We start from the raw sequence: 15,506 nt of genomic DNA on the forward strand, positions 1-15,506 counted from the left end.
CAAAACTGTGGGAAATGCGCGCGTCGCGGTGTTTTGACAACGTTTGTTGCCCTACACTAGGGAACTATGGCAGAGCAAATGGAAGAAAGCCCGGAGCGCCTCGCACGCCCTCTCGTGTGTCTGGCGTCCATGATGGGCGTTGCAACTAGTTACACCGGTCTGTCGCGCGATTTCCATGAGATCTCCGACGAGACGCTCGTCGCGATCCTTGGTGCGCTCGGCATCGACGCGACCTCCGACGAGGCGATTGAGAAGGCGATCGCCGACATCACGCGTGAGCGACATCTGCGTCTCATCGATCCGACCGTGCTGCACACGGTCGGCAAGGAGACGCATGTCACGCTGCGCACCGGCATCACCGAGCCGGCGCAGGTCACGCTGATCCTCGAGAACGGCGAGCATTTCGAAGGCGAGCTCAGGCTCAACGCGATGCCGGAAGCCAAGGTGCATGAGATCGACGGCAAGTTCATCGCCGAATCCGAACTCGTCCTCCCCGCCGAGCTCCCGGTCGGCTACCACACGCTGCACGTCGAGAGCGGCGAGCGTTCCGAGGATGCGACGCTCATCAGCGCGCCGGAACGCATCGAGATGCTCGATCCGATGAAGAACGGATCGCTGTGGGGCTGGATGGCGCAGCTGTACTCGATTCGCTCGGCCGATTCGTGGGGCGTCGGCGACTACACCGACCTGCGCACGCTGCTCACCGACGGCAAGCGCTACACGGACGCCGATTTCCTGCTCGTGAATCCGCTGCACGCCGCCGAGCCGGTCGTGCCGCTCACGCCGTCGCCGTATCTGCCGGTGTCGCGCCGCTTCGTGAACTTCACCTACATCCGTCCCGAGGACATCCCCGAATACAACACGCTCGACGACGACGCGAAGGCGGCCGTCAAGGCCGCGCACGCGAAGGTAGAGGGGTTCAACAACGATCCGAAGCTCATCGACCGTGACGCGATGTGGCTCGAGAAGAAGTCGGCGCTGCGCGAGATCTTCAATGCGGGCCTGTCCCAGGAACGCCAGCGTGAGTTCGACGAGTACAAGGCCCGCTGCGGCGAGGACCTCGAGGCCTACGCCACCTGGTGCCTGTGCTACGAGATGTGGGGCGCGCCGGAGGACAAGCCGGACAACTGGGTGCGTGCGATGGACAAGCAGTCGCCGGAGGTCATCGAACTGCGCGAGAAGCACGCCGACGTGCTCGAGTTCTACCGTTGGCTCGAGTGGACGGCGACGCAGCAGCTGCACCTCGCCCAGGAGGCGGCGCGCACCGCCGGCATGAAGATCGGCATCATGTCCGACATGGCCGTGGGCGTGCATCCGCTCGGCTCCGAGGTGTGGTGGAACCCGGAGCGCTTTGCGAAGGGCGCCACCGTCGGCGCGCCGCCGGACATGTTCAACCAGCAGGGCCAGAACTGGAGCCAGCCGCCGCTCAGCCCGCTCGCGCTCAGGAACACCGGGTACCTGTCCTACCGTGAGATGGTGCGCGGCATGTTCGACTGCGCCGGCGCCGTGCGCATCGACCACATCCTCGGCCTGTTCCGTCTGTGGTGGATCCCGGAGGGCCACACGGCCGTCGACGGCACCTACGTCTACTACGACCACGACGTCATGCTCGGCATCCTCGCGATTGAGGCGAGCCGCGTCGGCGGCATCATCGTCGGCGAGGACCTCGGCGTCGTGCCCGACTATGTGCAGAAGTCGCTGTCCGACCACGGCATCCTCGGATGCGCCGTCGAATGGTTCGAGCAGATGGACGGCGTCTTCACGCCGCCGAAGCATTGGCGTCCGTACGCGCTCGCGTCGGTCAACACGCACGACATGCCGCCGGCGGCCGGCTACCTCGAGTACGAGCACGTCAAGATCCGCGAACGTCTCGGCCTGCTCGAGGAGGGTGCCGAGGCCTTCGAGGCGAGCGCCCGCGCGGAGCACAACGCGATGCTGCAGATGCTCACCGACGAGGGGTATCTGGATCCGTCGGTGCTGCAGGACGAAACCGCGCACGAGACCGAGATCGTCGAGGCGCTGTACCGCGGCCTCAAGGGATCGCCGTGCAAGCTGCTCGCCGCGTCCATCGTCGACGCCGTCGGCGAGAAGCGCGCACAGAACCAGCCGGGCACCGACAACGAGTATCCGAACTGGCGCGTTCCGCTCGCTGACGCGGCCGGCGATGCGGTCATGCTCGAGGATCTGTTCCGCGGCGACCTGCTGCAGAGCATCACGAAGATCATGAATGCCTGATTTCCGCCGTTGCGTGCATAGGGGCCCGACGCTTGATACAAGCGTCGGGCCCCTTGCCGTAGAGGAGCGCCGTCTCGTCGTTGATTCGATTTACGGCGGTCTCAGTGCTCCCTCCGCTGCTGATACGTCAGCGTGACCGCCGTCTGCGGCACGACCAGCTGATGATGACGCGCGCGCTGTGCCCATGACAAGTCATCGCCGTCCTCGTCATTGAACGGGTCGATTGGCGTCAGTAGGTCGAACAGCAGCACGAAATCGCCGTAGAATGCGGCCGCATAGTCCGGGGAGTCGCGCCAGTCGAGTGCTGGAATCTCGATGAGATGACCGAGATTCGCCACATGATGTCGCGTGGCCATCCGTGCCACGTCGTGCAGCAGCTGCACCCAGTCGCCGTCGTCGAACGCGTCCGACGCGAAATCGTCCTTCTCGACGAACCATGTGTGGCTTTCGCTGCCGCGTGCGATGCGCAGTATGTGCCGGATGATGACGCCGAATTCGATTTCGTCGAGTTCGCCGAACATTTTTTTCGTTCCCGTCCATATGTCGTCCGTCGTGGTCAGCTAAGCGGCCGCCGCTGCGATCGGATCGGGATCATGCTGGAAGAACGCTGATACGACGCGACGCGCCCTGCCGAGTAGGCGGGACGCGTCGCGTCGTTATGACTCAGGCGATGCTCAGTTGGCGTCTGGGACGTCTGGGACCTCTGGGGCGTCGGGGAAGCGGTAACGTTTGAGCATCTCGTCGCGGAACCATTCAGAACGACGCTTGATATCGTCGATCGTCCAGGATTCCTTGTCCTCGATGGATTCGCCTTCCTCCGGGATGCTCGCGTTGATCTGCAGCGGCAGACGTATGCCGACGAATTCACCGTTGTCCTTGTAGTCGCGCTTCGACAGGTCGTAATGCGCGTCGTTGTCGGAGACCGGATGTTCGGGGACGGCGAAGGGCTTCTGCTGCAGATTCTCGTTGTACGGCGTGAGCGTCAGGTTGCCGAAACGGTGCATGTACTCTGTCTGGAGCTCGCCTGCGGCGGACAGATTGTTCGGAGAGATCTGCTTCTTCCAATATTCGGGCAGGTTTTTGCCTTCGGGGAGAATGTGCTCGATCGTCCAGCGAGGCTTGCCATTGTCGAGCCTGTCGTCGAGATCGAGGGGCCGTGCCTTCGTGGAGAAGCTGGCGTGGTTGCGCTGCTGCAGTCCGAGTTCCAGATCGATGAGCACGAAACGCGTGGTCTTCGCGTTCTGATCGTAGATCGGGCGCTTGAGGATCTCCTTGCCGAGGGTCTCGTCGTCCGCACTCATCTTCTTCAGCGCGAGTACGAGGGTGTGCACGTGTCCTCGCCGCGCAACGCGTCGTCCGTGCCGTCGATGGTGCGGATGACGCCGATGAGCCTGGAACGAATGTTCGACGATTTCGGATACTCCACGATGTTGCGGCGCACATAGAACGTCACGAACGCGCGCAGGATCTCGGCGAGCTGGTCCTTATCGAGCTGCAGTTCATCGGCCTTGACGAACAGGAACAGCAGCAGCGGATAGGCCTGCGTCGATTCCAGCTGCTTGAGACCCTGCAGTAGCTGACGGATCTCCTGATCGTCGAGCAGCGCGTTGCCGCTCGATTCGCCGGACTTGCTGGAGAGTTGGATGATGACGGTGTATGCGCATGCACGGTTGATCATCTCCTGCATATAGTCGTATCCGCCCAAGCGAGATGCGGTCTGCTTGCGCTTGAGCACATCCTGATACCGGTACAGCGCTTTGCTTTTCGTGATCGATCCCCTCGCGCTGCTTTCGAAGGCGTCGTAATTGTTGAGGAAGAACTGCGTAAACGCCTTCGTATCCACATCGCCGTCGGCGTTCGTGAAGATCTTGGCAAGTTTCTCCCAGTCGTTCCCCAGCGTGGATTCCTGTGCTGCGTCGCTTTGGTTGCTGTCCATGCTCAGGAACTCACTCTTGAGCAGATCCACGAGCGTCAGCGGCAGGCCCTTCGAGTTGAGCGAGGAGAAGATGCTGAAGGCGTCCCCGATACTCTCCGCCGTGATTCGCAGGATCATCACGTTGATGAGCTTGTCGTAGAAGTCGGACAACGACTGCATGTCGGGGAACGTCTCCGCATCCTTCAACGTATCGAGGATATGGTTGTATCGTTTCACGAATACGCGGTTCTTTTTGACGTGAGGCTCCTCTTTCTTAGCCGAGGTGCTGCTGTCGATGGCACGGATGAGTTCCTTGTAGATCGTCGCATCGTCGCTGAGCAGTTGCAGGCGCGGATCCGATACCTTGCGGTTCACGATGATACGTCGCTTGATGTCGTTGAGCAGATCCGATGCGATATGCTGGTCCTCTACCGGAAGTTCGGCGTCATCCCTGCGTTCGATGCAGATCTCCCAGAGCGCCAGCAGGAGCAGGGACAAGGTCGTGAGGCGCTGTTGCCCATCGATGACCTCGTAGACTATCTCGGAGGCATCGTCCTTTGACTTATGCTCGGTGACGAGGACGTTTCCGATATAGTATCCGCTCGCCTCCTCATAGATATCCTGGAACAGCTGATCGATCTGTTCCTTCTTCCATGAGTATGGCCGCTGATATGGCGGAATATGGTAGTACTCCCGGCTCTCCATCGTCAGAATCTTTGAGAGAGCCAGACTGGTTGAATCTATGTTCATGACGACCTCCATTGATCGATGTCCCCAACATGGTTCAGATCCATGATCACTCAACATCGCGGTTTTGTCCCGTCGTCGATGTTTCGTCGCATATCCCGGCGCGTCGCATGTCCGTCATTGTCAAGCCAGCCGATATACTAGAGGATTGTTGTGTTTCCCTACGGGGTCCTTCAAAGCGCTTTCCCACTCGCCATAAGGACTTTCAGGGAGCCCACGGTAATGAGACCGAACGGACGCCGCCCTAACCAAGCATGTCCGGGAAGTCCGGAACACAATATAAAGAAAAGGTATATCGTGAAAACTTTCACACCGAAGCCAGCTGATCTGACTCACGACTGGTACATCATCGACGCCTCCGACGTCGTGCTTGGTCGTCTTTCCGTCGCCGCGGCGAACCTGCTGCGCGGCAAGAACAAGCCGTCCTTCGCTCCGCACGCCGATTCCGGCAACTACGTCATCATCATCAACGCCGACAAGATCGCGTTGACCGGTGACAAGATGGACAAGGAACTCTACTCCCACTCCGGTCGTCCCGGCGGTCTGCGCCGCGACAGCTATGCCGAGCTGCTCAAGAACAAGCCGGAGCGCATCATCATGCACGCCGTCAAGGGCATGCTGCCGAAGAACAAGCTCGCCAAGGTCCAGCTGACCCGTCTGCGCGTCTTCGCTGGCGAGGAGCATCCGTACGCCGGCCAGCAGCCGCAGGTCTTCGAGATCGAACAGGTCTCGCAGCAGGCAAAGTGAACCGTTAGGAGATAGATATCATGGCTGAGAACACCAACAACTCCCCGGTTCAGGAAACCGAGGCTGAGAACACCGTCGCCTTCACGACCGAGACCAACTCCGGCGCCGGCACCGGCACCTCCGCGATCGCCCCGGGTTACGGCACCGGCCGTCGCAAGGAAGCCGTCGCCCGCGTGCGTCTGGTTCCGGGCACCGGCAAGTGGACGATCAACGGCCGTACGCTCGAGGAGTACTTCCCGTCGAAGCTGCAGCAGCGTGAAGTCAACTCGCCGATCGTCCTGCTCAAGCTTGAGAACAAGTTCGACGTCATCGTCCTCGTCGACGGCGGCGGCACCACCGGTCAGGCCGGCGCGATCCGCCTCGGCGTCGCACGCGCGCTCAACGCGATCGACCGTGACGCGAACCGTCCGGCCCTGAAGAAGGCCGGCTTCCTGACGCGCGACGCGCGCGTCGTCGAGCGCAAGAAGGCGGGTCTGCACAAGGCTCGTCGTGCGCCGCAGTTCTCGAAGCGTTAATTTGTGCGTTCCATTGCTCGCAATCCTGCAGGCCATCCGCATAGCGGGTGGCCTGCTTGCTGTATATGCGGGGTACCGATTTGCGAAGCGGCGGTGGTTGTTGCTGGACGAGTCAGAGAACCTCTACAATACAAGTGGCACAGAGAGCATACAGCGCCATTGGAGGATAGTTCTACAACTGCAGGCGTATGCAATCAACAGTGCGGAATCGTGCACCGAGAACTATATGGAACGCGTCGAAACATCTGGCGGTAATGATTTCTAGCATGGCACATGGAGCTTACCGGCGCATCATCATTTAGCTACAGTATTGAGAATAATCGTGAGTATATAGAGTATCAACTCTTTCAGTCTATAAATAATAGGCTCTGTCACAACAAATGGTTGATTTTTGACGAGAAATAGCGTATAATAATAGTAAGAAACAGTACCACCGAAGGAGGTAATTGGATATGCCTACTATCAAAGACGCATTAGATATTATCGGTAAGTTGACTGTCGCAGAGCAGGAAAGCCTTAAAACAATGCTTTTAAGTCCTGCCTTTGTAAAGTCTTTGAATATTGAAGATTTCGTAGCAAAGGAACGCTTTGCAAATGGTCGTGTATGCCCTCTTTGTGGCTGTATCCATGTGGTTCGCAATGGTCATCGTAAAGATGGCACACAGCGATATGTATGTAAGGATTGTGGCAAGTCCTTCGTGATTGCTACGAACTCCATTGTGTCTGGTACAAGAAAAGACTTGTCCGTGTGGGAGCAGTACATTGATTGTATGATGAATGGCTTATCCATTCGTAGAGAAATTGGATTGCAGCATTATTGGGTTGGCTACTATTGGGATTGATATAAATGAGGTTACTCAAAAATGGATAGACAGCAGTTTTGTAGCTTATATTGGCTCAAACATATAATAAACCGAAAGAAAATCTTGAATCAAAATTTTGGATGGCGTTAATTTACAATACAACGAAAGATGTTTACTCTTTTTTTATAAATTTTAAGAGGCGTTAAAAAACAGTTTTCAGACGAAAGGAGATCGAAGTTGAGTATAGATTTAAGTAACAAAAAAATTCCGAAAGAAGCAATTCAAGCATTAAAAACTATAGCGGAACTACTTGATAATATGTTAATTGGGGTGTATTTGTATGGTTCGGCAGTAATGGGTGGTTTACGTATGAATAGCGATGTAGATATTTTGGTAATAACAAATCAAAGTTTATCTGAAAAAACTCGAAGGAATCTTACAAATAGGTTAATGCTTATATCTGGGAAAATAGGAAACATAAAAGATATGAGGCCTCTTGAAGTTACGGTCATAAATCAAAAGGATATTGTCCCTTGGCATTTCCCCCCCAAATATGAATTTATGTATGGCGAGTGGCTAAGAGAGCAGTTTGAAAAGGGAGAAATTCCTGAGTCGACTTATGATCCGGATTTAGCAATACTTTTAGCACAACTAAGAAAAAATAGTATTAACCTTTTGGGACCAAAGGCAACAGAAGTAATTGAGCCTGTGCCAATGACAGATATTCGAAAAGCAATTAAAGAATCGTTGCCCGGGTTGATAGCTAGCATTAACGGTGACGAACGCAATGTGATTTTAACTTTAGCCAGAATGTGGCTGACAGCATCTACTGGTGAAATTCGCTCAAAAGATCTGGCAGCTGAATGGGCGATACCTCAATTACCCGATGAGCATGCTACTTTACTCAACAAAGCGAGAGAGGCTTATTTAGGAGAGTGTGTTGACAAGTGGGAAGGAATGGAATCTGAGGTGGCTGAACTCGTTAATCATATGAAAAAGTCTATAGAGTCTTCCCTTAATATCCAATTACCTTTTCGAATAGTTTAAATATAACAAAGACTAGTTGTTAATGTGCATTATTGATTGCTTCGATATGTTCCCCCATATATCAGTTTCTTAAAAGGCTCTGTCACAACAAATGGTTGATTTTTGACGAGAAATATCGTATAATAATAGTAAGAAACAGTACCACCGAAGGAGGTAATTGGATATGCCTACTATCAAAGACGCATTAGATATTATCGGTAAGTTGACTGTCGCAGAGCAGGAAAGCCTTAAAACAATGCTTTTAAGTCCTGCCTTTGTAAAGTCTTTGAATATTGAAGATTTCGTAGCAAAGGAACGCTTTGCAAATGGTCGTGTATGCCCTCTTTGTGGCTGTATCCATGTGGTTCGCAATGGTCATCGTAAAGATGGCACACAGCGATATGTATGTAAGGATTGTGGCAAGTCCTTCGTGATTGCTACGAACTCCATTGTGTCTGGTACAAGAAAAGACTTGTCCGTGTGGGAGCAGTACATTGATTGTATGATGAATGGCTTATCCATTCGTAAGACTGCTGTTGCTTGTGGGATTCACAGAAACACCGCATTCCTTTGGAGACACAAGATTTTGGATGCACTTCAGAATATGGCAGACGATGTTACCCTTGACGGCATTATTGAGGCTGACGAAACTTTTTTCGCCATCTCGTACAAGGGCAATCATAGCAAGAGTAAGACATTTGCTATGCCACGCAAGGCTCATAAGCGTGGTCATTCTACACATATCAGAGGCTTGTCCCAAGAAAAGGTATGTGTTCCTTGTGCGGTTAATAGGAATGGCTTGTCTATCTCCAAGATTACGAATACTGGTAGAGTTTCTACAAGAGATTTACATCATATTTATGATGGTAGGATTAAGACCAATTCCACTCTTGTTACGGACAAGATGAACTCCTATGTGAGATTTACAAATGCCAATGGTATTGACCTTGTGCAGTTAAAGACTGGCAAAGCCAAGAAAGGCATTTATAATATCCAACATATCAATAGCTACCATAGTCAGCTAAAGAGGTTTATGCGTGGCTTTAACGGTGTTTCTACCAAGTATCTGAACAACTATCTTGTGTGGAATAACCTTGTAAATTACGCCAAAGAAAGCGACATGGAGAAAAGGAACATCTTCTTAACTTTTGTTTTGGCAACATTGAAAACTGCTAAATGCAGAGATTTATCAAACAGACCAGCAGTTCCTCTGGTCGCCTAATTAGAATTTGTGGAGATGATAAGATGGTCAATATAACAGATGTAAAACAGATTCTTCAATTTGCAATAGATGCGGAGATTAAAGTCTTTCTTGATGGTGGCTGGGGTGTAGATGCTCTTCTTGGATATCAGTCAAGAGCCCATAATGATATTGACATTTTTGTAGAAAAGAACGATTATCAGAACTTTATAGAAATAATGAAAGCTAATGGCTTTTATGAGATTAAGATGGAATATACAACATTGAACCATACTGTATGGGAAGATTTGAAAAACAGAATTATTGATTTGCATTGTTTTGAATATACGGACGAAGGTGAAATTCTTTATGATGGGGATTGTTTTCCGGTAGAAACTTTTTCGGGTAAAGGAAGAATTGAGGAAATAGAGGTTTCCTGTATTGAACCATATAGTCAAGTAATGTTCCATCTGGGATACGAGTTTGATGAAAATGATGCACATGATGTGAAGTTATTGTGTGAGACATTTCATATCGAAATTCCAAATGAGTATAGATAACTGCAAATAACAGTTTGTAGGGGAGTTCTGATACTCCCCTATAAAAATGGCTATTTATCAACTGTTTGTTGTGACATAGCCAAATAATAAAAGAGTTAAACGCCAAAATGTGTGTCCTCTTTGATTAGTTGTTGTCCTGCCACGGTGTGTTCTTGTGGAGGTCGTTCCGTTCGATGCCTGTGCCGTATCGCTGCGGCATGCCGGTCTGGTCGTGCAAGGTCCGGGGATCGTTCTGCCATGCGTTCTCGTACCACTGGTCGAGCTGTTCGTCGGTGACGGCATGCTTGACGAGCCATTCGCGGCTTTCGGGGCAGATGGTGTGCCGGTGGCGCCACCGGCACACGGCCCTGATCCGACGTTCCGGACTCAGGCCTCCGTGCCGGCGCGGCATGGCGCGGATCAGTGAGTTCATGCTTTCGATGCGGTTGTTGGTCGTGGGGATGTCCCCGATCCTGGGAAGGTGAGCATCTGGTCCTTGACGACGAGCCTGCGCGGCATGCGCCTGGCTTTGGCGAGACGCTCATGTGCGTCGTGTTCGCGCCCGTCGGCGTTGCGGCGGTGTTCGTCGATGGACGTGTTGCATGCGGCCTCCCATCTCGGCCGGTTCCTGCCCCACTCGTCGACCGTTTCCCGGTCGTGCGCCTTCGATGGTGCGATCGCCGGATTCCGCAGCTGCTTGGACGGCTCGTAGCGGGGATGCCTGCCGGCCGGTCGGGTGATGTTCATGCAGATGTGGAACAGGCGGCGCTGCACGGGCGTCTCGGGCCATGTCTCGTGCAGTGCCTTGAGCGGTCCGCCGCCTCCGTCGCACACGACCGTGTCGGGCGGCGCCGGACGCGGCAGGAGGCGTTTCCATGCGGCGGACGTCTCGCTGCGCGCGACATGCCGTCCCGCCACGTGCGAGGTCTCGTCGACGGCGATGGGCGCGACCGCGTCGCGACCCGGATGGATGCCGTCGAGGTGCGGCGCGGCATGCACGACGCCGTCTCTGGGTACGGGCGGTATCAGGCTCCACATCGGCTCGCACTTGCGTTGCGGCGTACGCGCCGGCAGATGATGCGTCTCGAGTGCGTCCTTGGACATGAGCCGGTCCAGCGCGGTGCACGGGTCCTTGGCCTTCGTTGTCCGGGTTCGCGCTTGTACTCGCGCCGCAGCCCGCGCACCGGTACCTGATCTTGCCGCCGGAGGTCCTGCCGTTCTTCTTCATCGTCCTTCCGCGGGACGAACATTTCGGTCGTTGCATGGCACCAGTCGACCAACGCGATCATGAACCGACGCGGACACCAAGCGGGAGAACAGCTCCGGAATCATTTCGGACACACGAAACGGCCGGGCGCCATAATGACCGGACACATCATGAACACCCCGACACGCCAATCGGCAAAAGGCATCAGCTCAGATTAAAGACACATCTTTTGGCGTATAACCCTAATAAAAGTATATCGTATGAAAGATATTGCTATATATTGATTCAAGGGACACAGTTATGTTCTTATCTCAGTATATGGAATATGAATAATCTATAGTGGATATATCCTATAGTATAATCATGCTATCGTATAAAACAAGGGAAGGGGTATAATGCCAAGTAGAAAGGCTTTCAGATTCTGTCTTGCCGTAGGTGTAATTATGTTCACTATCTATACTCCGGCTGAGGCCTTCGCTGATACTGAAGAAAAAATAGAACAAACCGTCAACCTATACACCAGTCAGATACAGAGCACCTATTCGTTTAGTCGGTCAAGGCTTCGGTCAGAGTCTTCGACGCAACAAAAACTCGCTGAAGAAAATGGTTATAATAAGTTTGCGACACCTGATACAATGACAATTGATAGTGCGGAAGTTAAGGCAAATATATTAAAAGCCGAAGATCATGATGGCGAGTACTCTGTCGTGGCTGACATCACTACGATTCTACATCAAAGGCCAAACAAAAACGTTACTATTACTATTGGTGACGAAGAGCGTGATGTGTTAGATAGTTCTGCAACTGATATGCACAGGCTCACACTCGCAAAAGATGTAAATGTTCAAACAGGTTATCGGATTATTTCAGATGAAATCATTGGAGCTGCGGACTCACAGGTAGATATTAAAATGGTTTCACACAATGCTCCTTTTATCCTACAGACTGAGGAGAGCGCGGCACCTTCTGCGGCAATGGAGTCAAAGGCAGGGTTTGATTATCTCACAGCTGTGACGTACGCTGAAAAATGGACAGAAAATGGTAGCAATTGTACGAATCCTGAATATCCAAGTGATCCTGCTGGACCATTTTGTACTGGTGCTCAATGCACGTATTTTGTCTCTCAAGTTTTGCATGTAGGAGGCTTACCTGCAACCGATATAGACATACATAATTACAAAAGTGATGACCGATGGGGATTTAAGAAGCAGCCTCATAATTATTTCACTTCCTTTACGTGGGGTGCCGCTGATAATAATTATCGTTATATGAAGAATTATTCAAATATTTTTGATGTGGAGAACAACTATCACCGTCTTGGTGCAGGTTCGTTAATATATGCCGACTGGCAGGAAGAAGGGAAGAATGACGGGCATATCGATCATGCAATGGTTGTTGTGGGCAGTAAAGTCATAAGAGATGATAATGGGAGGGTGGTAGACGCATACCCTATTATTTGCCAGAAATCAGTGAATAGGCATGATTGGGATTTTCAAAATACTCTTAAAGATGCTCCTGGTGCAAAATGGTATGGTTTGCAGTTGAGATATTAAGAATAATTTAGAAACGAAGTAATGTTGCGGTATATTTAATATGTCAAATAGTAGTATATGTGTTTGATGTGTGTTGCAAACTCCTTCATGATGAACATAAACATTTGACGTATTTTTATATAACAGGAGTGTGTGTTGAGCGAGCATCATGTAGAGAAGACAGATGAGGATACCCCTCGGATTTGCACAACTCGAAGCACCTTGATCTCGAAAATGGTTGTAGTGATATTGGGTTACTGTTGTGCATGGATTATATTGCTCGGCATTTCCTGCATTGAATATAGTCTATTATCTCATGATGCACAAAAAATGGATCAGGTTGGTCATTGCGTCAACTATGTCAAGGATCTGATTGCCGAACAGCCGCAAGAAGTTCAAGAGAAACTGAGACGCCTTGATGCACCGGAGCCTTTCAATATAGACCAATACTATGATGAGCAGAAATCTGAAGCCTTATCACCCTTTATAGGAAACCAAATCGCTGGGATAATCAGATCCTATACAATGTCCAGAGAACTCAAGCAACGACAAGTCGATGCCATCAAATGGTCGACTGAAGCGCTCGGCATCATAGTCGATGGCCCCCAGAACCATGTTCCGATGTATCCTGAGATTTTCACTCAGTGAAGCATCGCCATTATTCGTTGCCGAAAGGGTTTTGCTGCATGAGGATGCTGATGCTCAGCGCGGGGAAGGTCCAGATGTGGGTTCCGACGCCGTTGGCGTCCGCCTGAGCGCCGTGGCGGCCGGCATCGACGTGGCCGATCGGCGACGACGGCGTCGCCGAATCGGCCACGTTCTTGCGAATCGCGTGCCCGATCCTCGGCAGTCCGAGCGTCGTCGGATCTGCGTCCCCGCGGCTGGTCGCGCGCATCACCCAGTTCGAGGCGCTTATGCGCGCCGATTTCGGTACATATTGACCCGATCTGGCCGCGCCGCTCGCGACGGTCGTGCCGTCCCGCGCCGCCGCATCGGCCGCGTTGCGCTGCGCCTGCTCCATCATCTGTGTGAAGGTCTCGTCGGCGTCGCCTTGCCGGCGCATCGCACGGTCGACCCAGAACGACTTCTCGAGCGGGACAGTGAACCGCTCCTCATGCATGCCTGGGCACGGCCACTCACCGGTCGTCTCCGCCGACGACCACAGCACGTCCCAATGCGCGTCCGGGGGCATGTGGAAGTGCAGCGGTTTGTCGCCGCCGTTGACGACGATCGCGACGTCGAGTTCGTCCTTGCTCAGCAGGCGCATCGTGAACGAGCGGATCGACGTGTCGAACCAGTCGCGTTCCATCGGCGTCGTGCCGTCCGGCAGCAGCCATTGGATGCGACTCGATGGCTTGAGCAGCCCCAGCTGACTGAGGCGCGTGAAGAAGTCCTCGTGGTTGTAGATGTCGAGCGACTTGCGCACCGCGATGAGTCGCGAGATCGACTCCATCCGCATGTATTCGGGCGTCTTCGTCTCGGGCAGGATCCAATCCCAGTCGAGCCAGGTGATGTCGTTGTCCTGGCAGTACGCGTTGTTGTTGCCGCCCTGCGAGTTGTTGAATTCGTCGCCGGCGAGCATCATCGGCGTGCCGAGCGAGAGCATCAGCGTGCCGAGCACGTTCATGCGCGCGCGTTCGCGCAGCAGTGCCACATGCGGGTCGTCGCAAGGCCCCTCGACGCCGAAGTTCGCGCAGTTGTTGGTGTTCGCGCCGTCGTTGTTGTGTTCGCCGTTCGCCTCGTTGTGCTTCGTCGAGTACTGCGTGAGGTCGGCGAGCGTGAAACCGTCGTGCGCCGTCACGAAGTTGATCGACGACGTCGCGCCGCGTCCCGGATCGGTCGCGAACAGGTCCGCTGAGCCGCACAGCCGCGTCGCCATCTCCTGCATGCCGACGCCCTCGCGCGCGCCGTCGTTGACCTCGCACACCCAGAATCTGCGCGTCGCGTCGCGGAAACGGTCGTTCCATTCGGCGAAGGGGGAGAGGAACTGGCCGGTGCGCCATCCCTGCTCGCCCAGATCCCATGGCTCCATGATCAGCTTGAGGTTGCCGAGCATCGGTTCCGAACGCAGCGCGTACAGGAACGGATGGTACGGCGTGAACGACCCATTGAGCCGCGCGAGGCTGACGCCGAGGTCGAATCGGAAGCCGTCGATGCCGATTCGCTTCGCCCAGTAGCTGAGAGCATCGACGGCGAAGGTGATGTTGTGCGTGTCGGTGAAGTCGATCGTGTTGCCGCAGCCGGTCGTGTCCTCGAGTTCACCGCCCTGATGCTGCTGCCGGTAGAACGTGAGATTGTCGAGGCCGCGCCAGCACACCGACGGACCGGCGTTGCCGCCTTCGCAGGTGTGGTTGAAGACGACGTCCATGATCACTTCGAAGCCGGCGCTGTGCAGCGCGCGCACCATGTCGATGACCTCGTGACGCACCGCGTCGGCACCGTGCAGCTGTGCGGCGCGCGTCGCGTACGACGGTTCGGGGGAGAAGAAGCTGAGCGTTGAATACCCCCAGTAGTTCGTACGGTCGCGTTCCTGCAGGAAGACCTCCGACTGCTTCGCCATGATCGGCAGCAGTTCGATCGACGTGACGCCGAGGCCTTGCAGATACGCGAGCGTCGTCGGATGCGCGAGTCCCGCGTAGGCGCCGTGGCTGCCCGAGGAGCTGCGCGGCACCTACGCCGTGAAGCCTTTGACGTGCAGCTCGTAGATGACGGTGCGGCTCCACGGCATATGCGGATGCGACGGATCGGCGTCGTGCTTCGTCACGTCGCGATCGTCGATCGCGACCGAGATCGGCACTTTGCCCAACGAGTCGAGGCGGTTCATCGCGCCCCATGCCGAGCCTTTGATCAGGCCGTTCTTCAGCGTGCAGTCATAGGCGAAGGCGGCCGGGTCGAGCGTCATCGAGCCTTCGACGCCTTTCGCGTAGGGGTCGAGCAGGAACTTGTACGGATTGAAGCGCAGACCGTGGCGCGGGTCCCAGGCGCCGTCGGCGCCGTCGTCGTCGGTGAAGAACAGTCCTGGGCGCGTCGCGTAACGATGAAGTTCGGGCAGTTGCATGG

Annotated in this window: 13 protein-coding genes and 2 pseudogenes; 9 read left to right on the forward strand and 6 right to left on the reverse strand. The window is 54.2% G+C overall.

Features of this window, described 5'->3' with window-relative positions:
* Positions 1-66: 66 nt before the first annotated feature.
* Positions 67-2,235, forward strand: a complete 2,169-nt coding sequence (gene malQ, locus BcFMB_RS04345) for a 4-alpha-glucanotransferase (RefSeq protein ID WP_024540981.1) — start codon at positions 67-69, stop codon at positions 2,233-2,235.
* Positions 2,236-2,336: 101 nt separating this feature from the next.
* On the opposite strand, the gene BcFMB_RS04350 is transcribed toward malQ, so the two are convergent.
* The 3 genes from BcFMB_RS04350 to BcFMB_RS04360 form a co-directional block, all read right to left on the reverse strand.
* A complete protein-coding gene (locus tag BcFMB_RS04350) occupies positions 2,337-2,756 on the reverse strand; it encodes a hypothetical protein (protein WP_024540980.1) in 420 nt (139 codons plus the stop codon).
* A gap of 153 nt (positions 2,757-2,909) precedes the next feature.
* Positions 2,910-3,566 (reverse strand): GmrSD restriction endonuclease domain-containing protein, encoded by a 657-nt coding sequence (locus BcFMB_RS04355; protein WP_099721149.1) that lies wholly within the window; start codon positions 3,564-3,566, stop codon positions 2,910-2,912.
* Positions 3,542-4,900, reverse strand: coding sequence for a DUF262 domain-containing protein (locus BcFMB_RS04360; protein WP_157775092.1), 1,359 nt, complete (start codon positions 4,898-4,900; stop codon positions 3,542-3,544). The genes BcFMB_RS04355 and BcFMB_RS04360 overlap by 25 nt, the downstream gene beginning before the upstream one ends.
* Positions 4,901-5,194: 294 nt before the next feature.
* Here BcFMB_RS04360 and rplM point away from each other — a divergent pair, with 294 nt between their 5' ends.
* From rplM to lnu(C), 6 genes and pseudogenes are all read left to right on the forward strand, one after another.
* Positions 5,195-5,644 (forward strand): 50S ribosomal protein L13, encoded by a 450-nt coding sequence (gene rplM / locus BcFMB_RS04365; protein WP_024540978.1) that lies wholly within the window; start codon positions 5,195-5,197, stop codon positions 5,642-5,644.
* 20 nt (positions 5,645-5,664) lie between these two features.
* Positions 5,665-6,159 (forward strand): 30S ribosomal protein S9, encoded by a 495-nt coding sequence (gene rpsI / locus BcFMB_RS04370; RefSeq protein ID WP_024540977.1) that lies wholly within the window; start codon positions 5,665-5,667, stop codon positions 6,157-6,159.
* 452 nt (positions 6,160-6,611) lie between these two features.
* Positions 6,612-6,956 (forward strand): annotated as a pseudogene (locus tag BcFMB_RS04375) (transposase); the annotation flags it as partial.
* 243 nt (positions 6,957-7,199) lie between these two features.
* Positions 7,200-8,009, forward strand: a complete 810-nt coding sequence (locus tag BcFMB_RS04385) for an ANT(9) family aminoglycoside nucleotidyltransferase Spw (RefSeq protein WP_002294509.1) — start codon at positions 7,200-7,202, stop codon at positions 8,007-8,009.
* 163 nt (positions 8,010-8,172) lie between these two features.
* Positions 8,173-9,210 (forward strand): IS1595-like element ISSag10 family transposase, encoded by a 1,038-nt coding sequence (locus BcFMB_RS04390; RefSeq protein ID WP_002837184.1) that lies wholly within the window; start codon positions 8,173-8,175, stop codon positions 9,208-9,210.
* A gap of 23 nt (positions 9,211-9,233) precedes the next feature.
* A complete protein-coding gene (gene lnu(C) / locus BcFMB_RS04395; RefSeq protein ID WP_002837187.1) occupies positions 9,234-9,728 on the forward strand; it encodes a lincosamide nucleotidyltransferase Lnu(C) in 495 nt (164 codons plus the stop codon).
* Positions 9,729-9,852: 124 nt separating this feature from the next.
* Here the strand turns inward: lnu(C) and BcFMB_RS04400 are convergent, their stop codons facing one another.
* Both BcFMB_RS04400 and BcFMB_RS04405 read right to left on the reverse strand, forming a co-directional pair.
* On the reverse strand, positions 9,853-10,140 hold the full coding sequence (locus BcFMB_RS04400) for a hypothetical protein (RefSeq protein WP_051198366.1): 288 nt from the start codon (positions 10,138-10,140) through the stop codon (positions 9,853-9,855).
* Entirely contained in the window at positions 10,137-10,811 is a 675-nt protein-coding gene (locus tag BcFMB_RS04405) for a hypothetical protein (protein ID WP_051198364.1), read from the reverse strand. Before BcFMB_RS04405 ends, BcFMB_RS04400 begins: the two co-directional genes overlap by 4 nt.
* Before the next feature lie 546 nt (positions 10,812-11,357).
* Between BcFMB_RS04405 and BcFMB_RS04410 the strand changes: the two genes are divergently transcribed.
* Together BcFMB_RS04410 and BcFMB_RS09520 are read left to right on the forward strand one after the other, a co-directional pair.
* Positions 11,358-12,467, forward strand: a complete 1,110-nt coding sequence (locus BcFMB_RS04410) for an amidase domain-containing protein (protein ID WP_157775095.1) — start codon at positions 11,358-11,360, stop codon at positions 12,465-12,467.
* A gap of 135 nt (positions 12,468-12,602) precedes the next feature.
* Positions 12,603-13,094, forward strand: a complete 492-nt coding sequence (locus BcFMB_RS09520; protein ID WP_133064567.1) for a hypothetical protein — start codon at positions 12,603-12,605, stop codon at positions 13,092-13,094.
* Positions 13,095-13,104: 10 nt separating this feature from the next.
* Here BcFMB_RS09520 and BcFMB_RS04415 read toward each other — a convergent pair.
* A pseudogene (locus BcFMB_RS04415) lies at positions 13,105-15,504 on the reverse strand (glycogen debranching protein).
* Positions 15,505-15,506: the final 2 nt, after the last annotated feature.

The sequence above is a fragment of the Bifidobacterium choerinum genome (assembly GCF_002761235.1).
GTDB lineage: Bacteria > Actinomycetota > Actinomycetes > Actinomycetales > Bifidobacteriaceae > Bifidobacterium > Bifidobacterium choerinum.

Coding starts and splice junctions, on each gene's coding strand:
- malQ (WP_024540981.1), top strand. CDS start 67: ATGGCAGAGCAAATGGAAGAAAGCCCGGAGCGCCTCGCACGCCCTCTC.
- BcFMB_RS04390 (WP_002837184.1), top strand. CDS start 8,173: ATGCCTACTATCAAAGACGCATTAGATATTATCGGTAAGTTGACTGTC.
- BcFMB_RS04360 (WP_157775092.1), bottom strand. CDS start 4,900: ATGAACATAGATTCAACCAGTCTGGCTCTCTCAAAGATTCTGACGATG.
- BcFMB_RS04400 (WP_051198366.1), bottom strand. CDS start 10,140: ATGAACTCACTGATCCGCGCCATGCCGCGCCGGCACGGAGGCCTGAGT.
- rpsI (WP_024540977.1), top strand. CDS start 5,665: ATGGCTGAGAACACCAACAACTCCCCGGTTCAGGAAACCGAGGCTGAG.
- BcFMB_RS04410 (WP_157775095.1), top strand. CDS start 11,358: ATGTTCACTATCTATACTCCGGCTGAGGCCTTCGCTGATACTGAAGAA.
- BcFMB_RS04405 (WP_051198364.1), bottom strand. CDS start 10,811: ATGTCCAAGGACGCACTCGAGACGCATCATCTGCCGGCGCGTACGCCG.
- BcFMB_RS04350 (WP_024540980.1), bottom strand. CDS start 2,756: ATGTTCGGCGAACTCGACGAAATCGAATTCGGCGTCATCATCCGGCAC.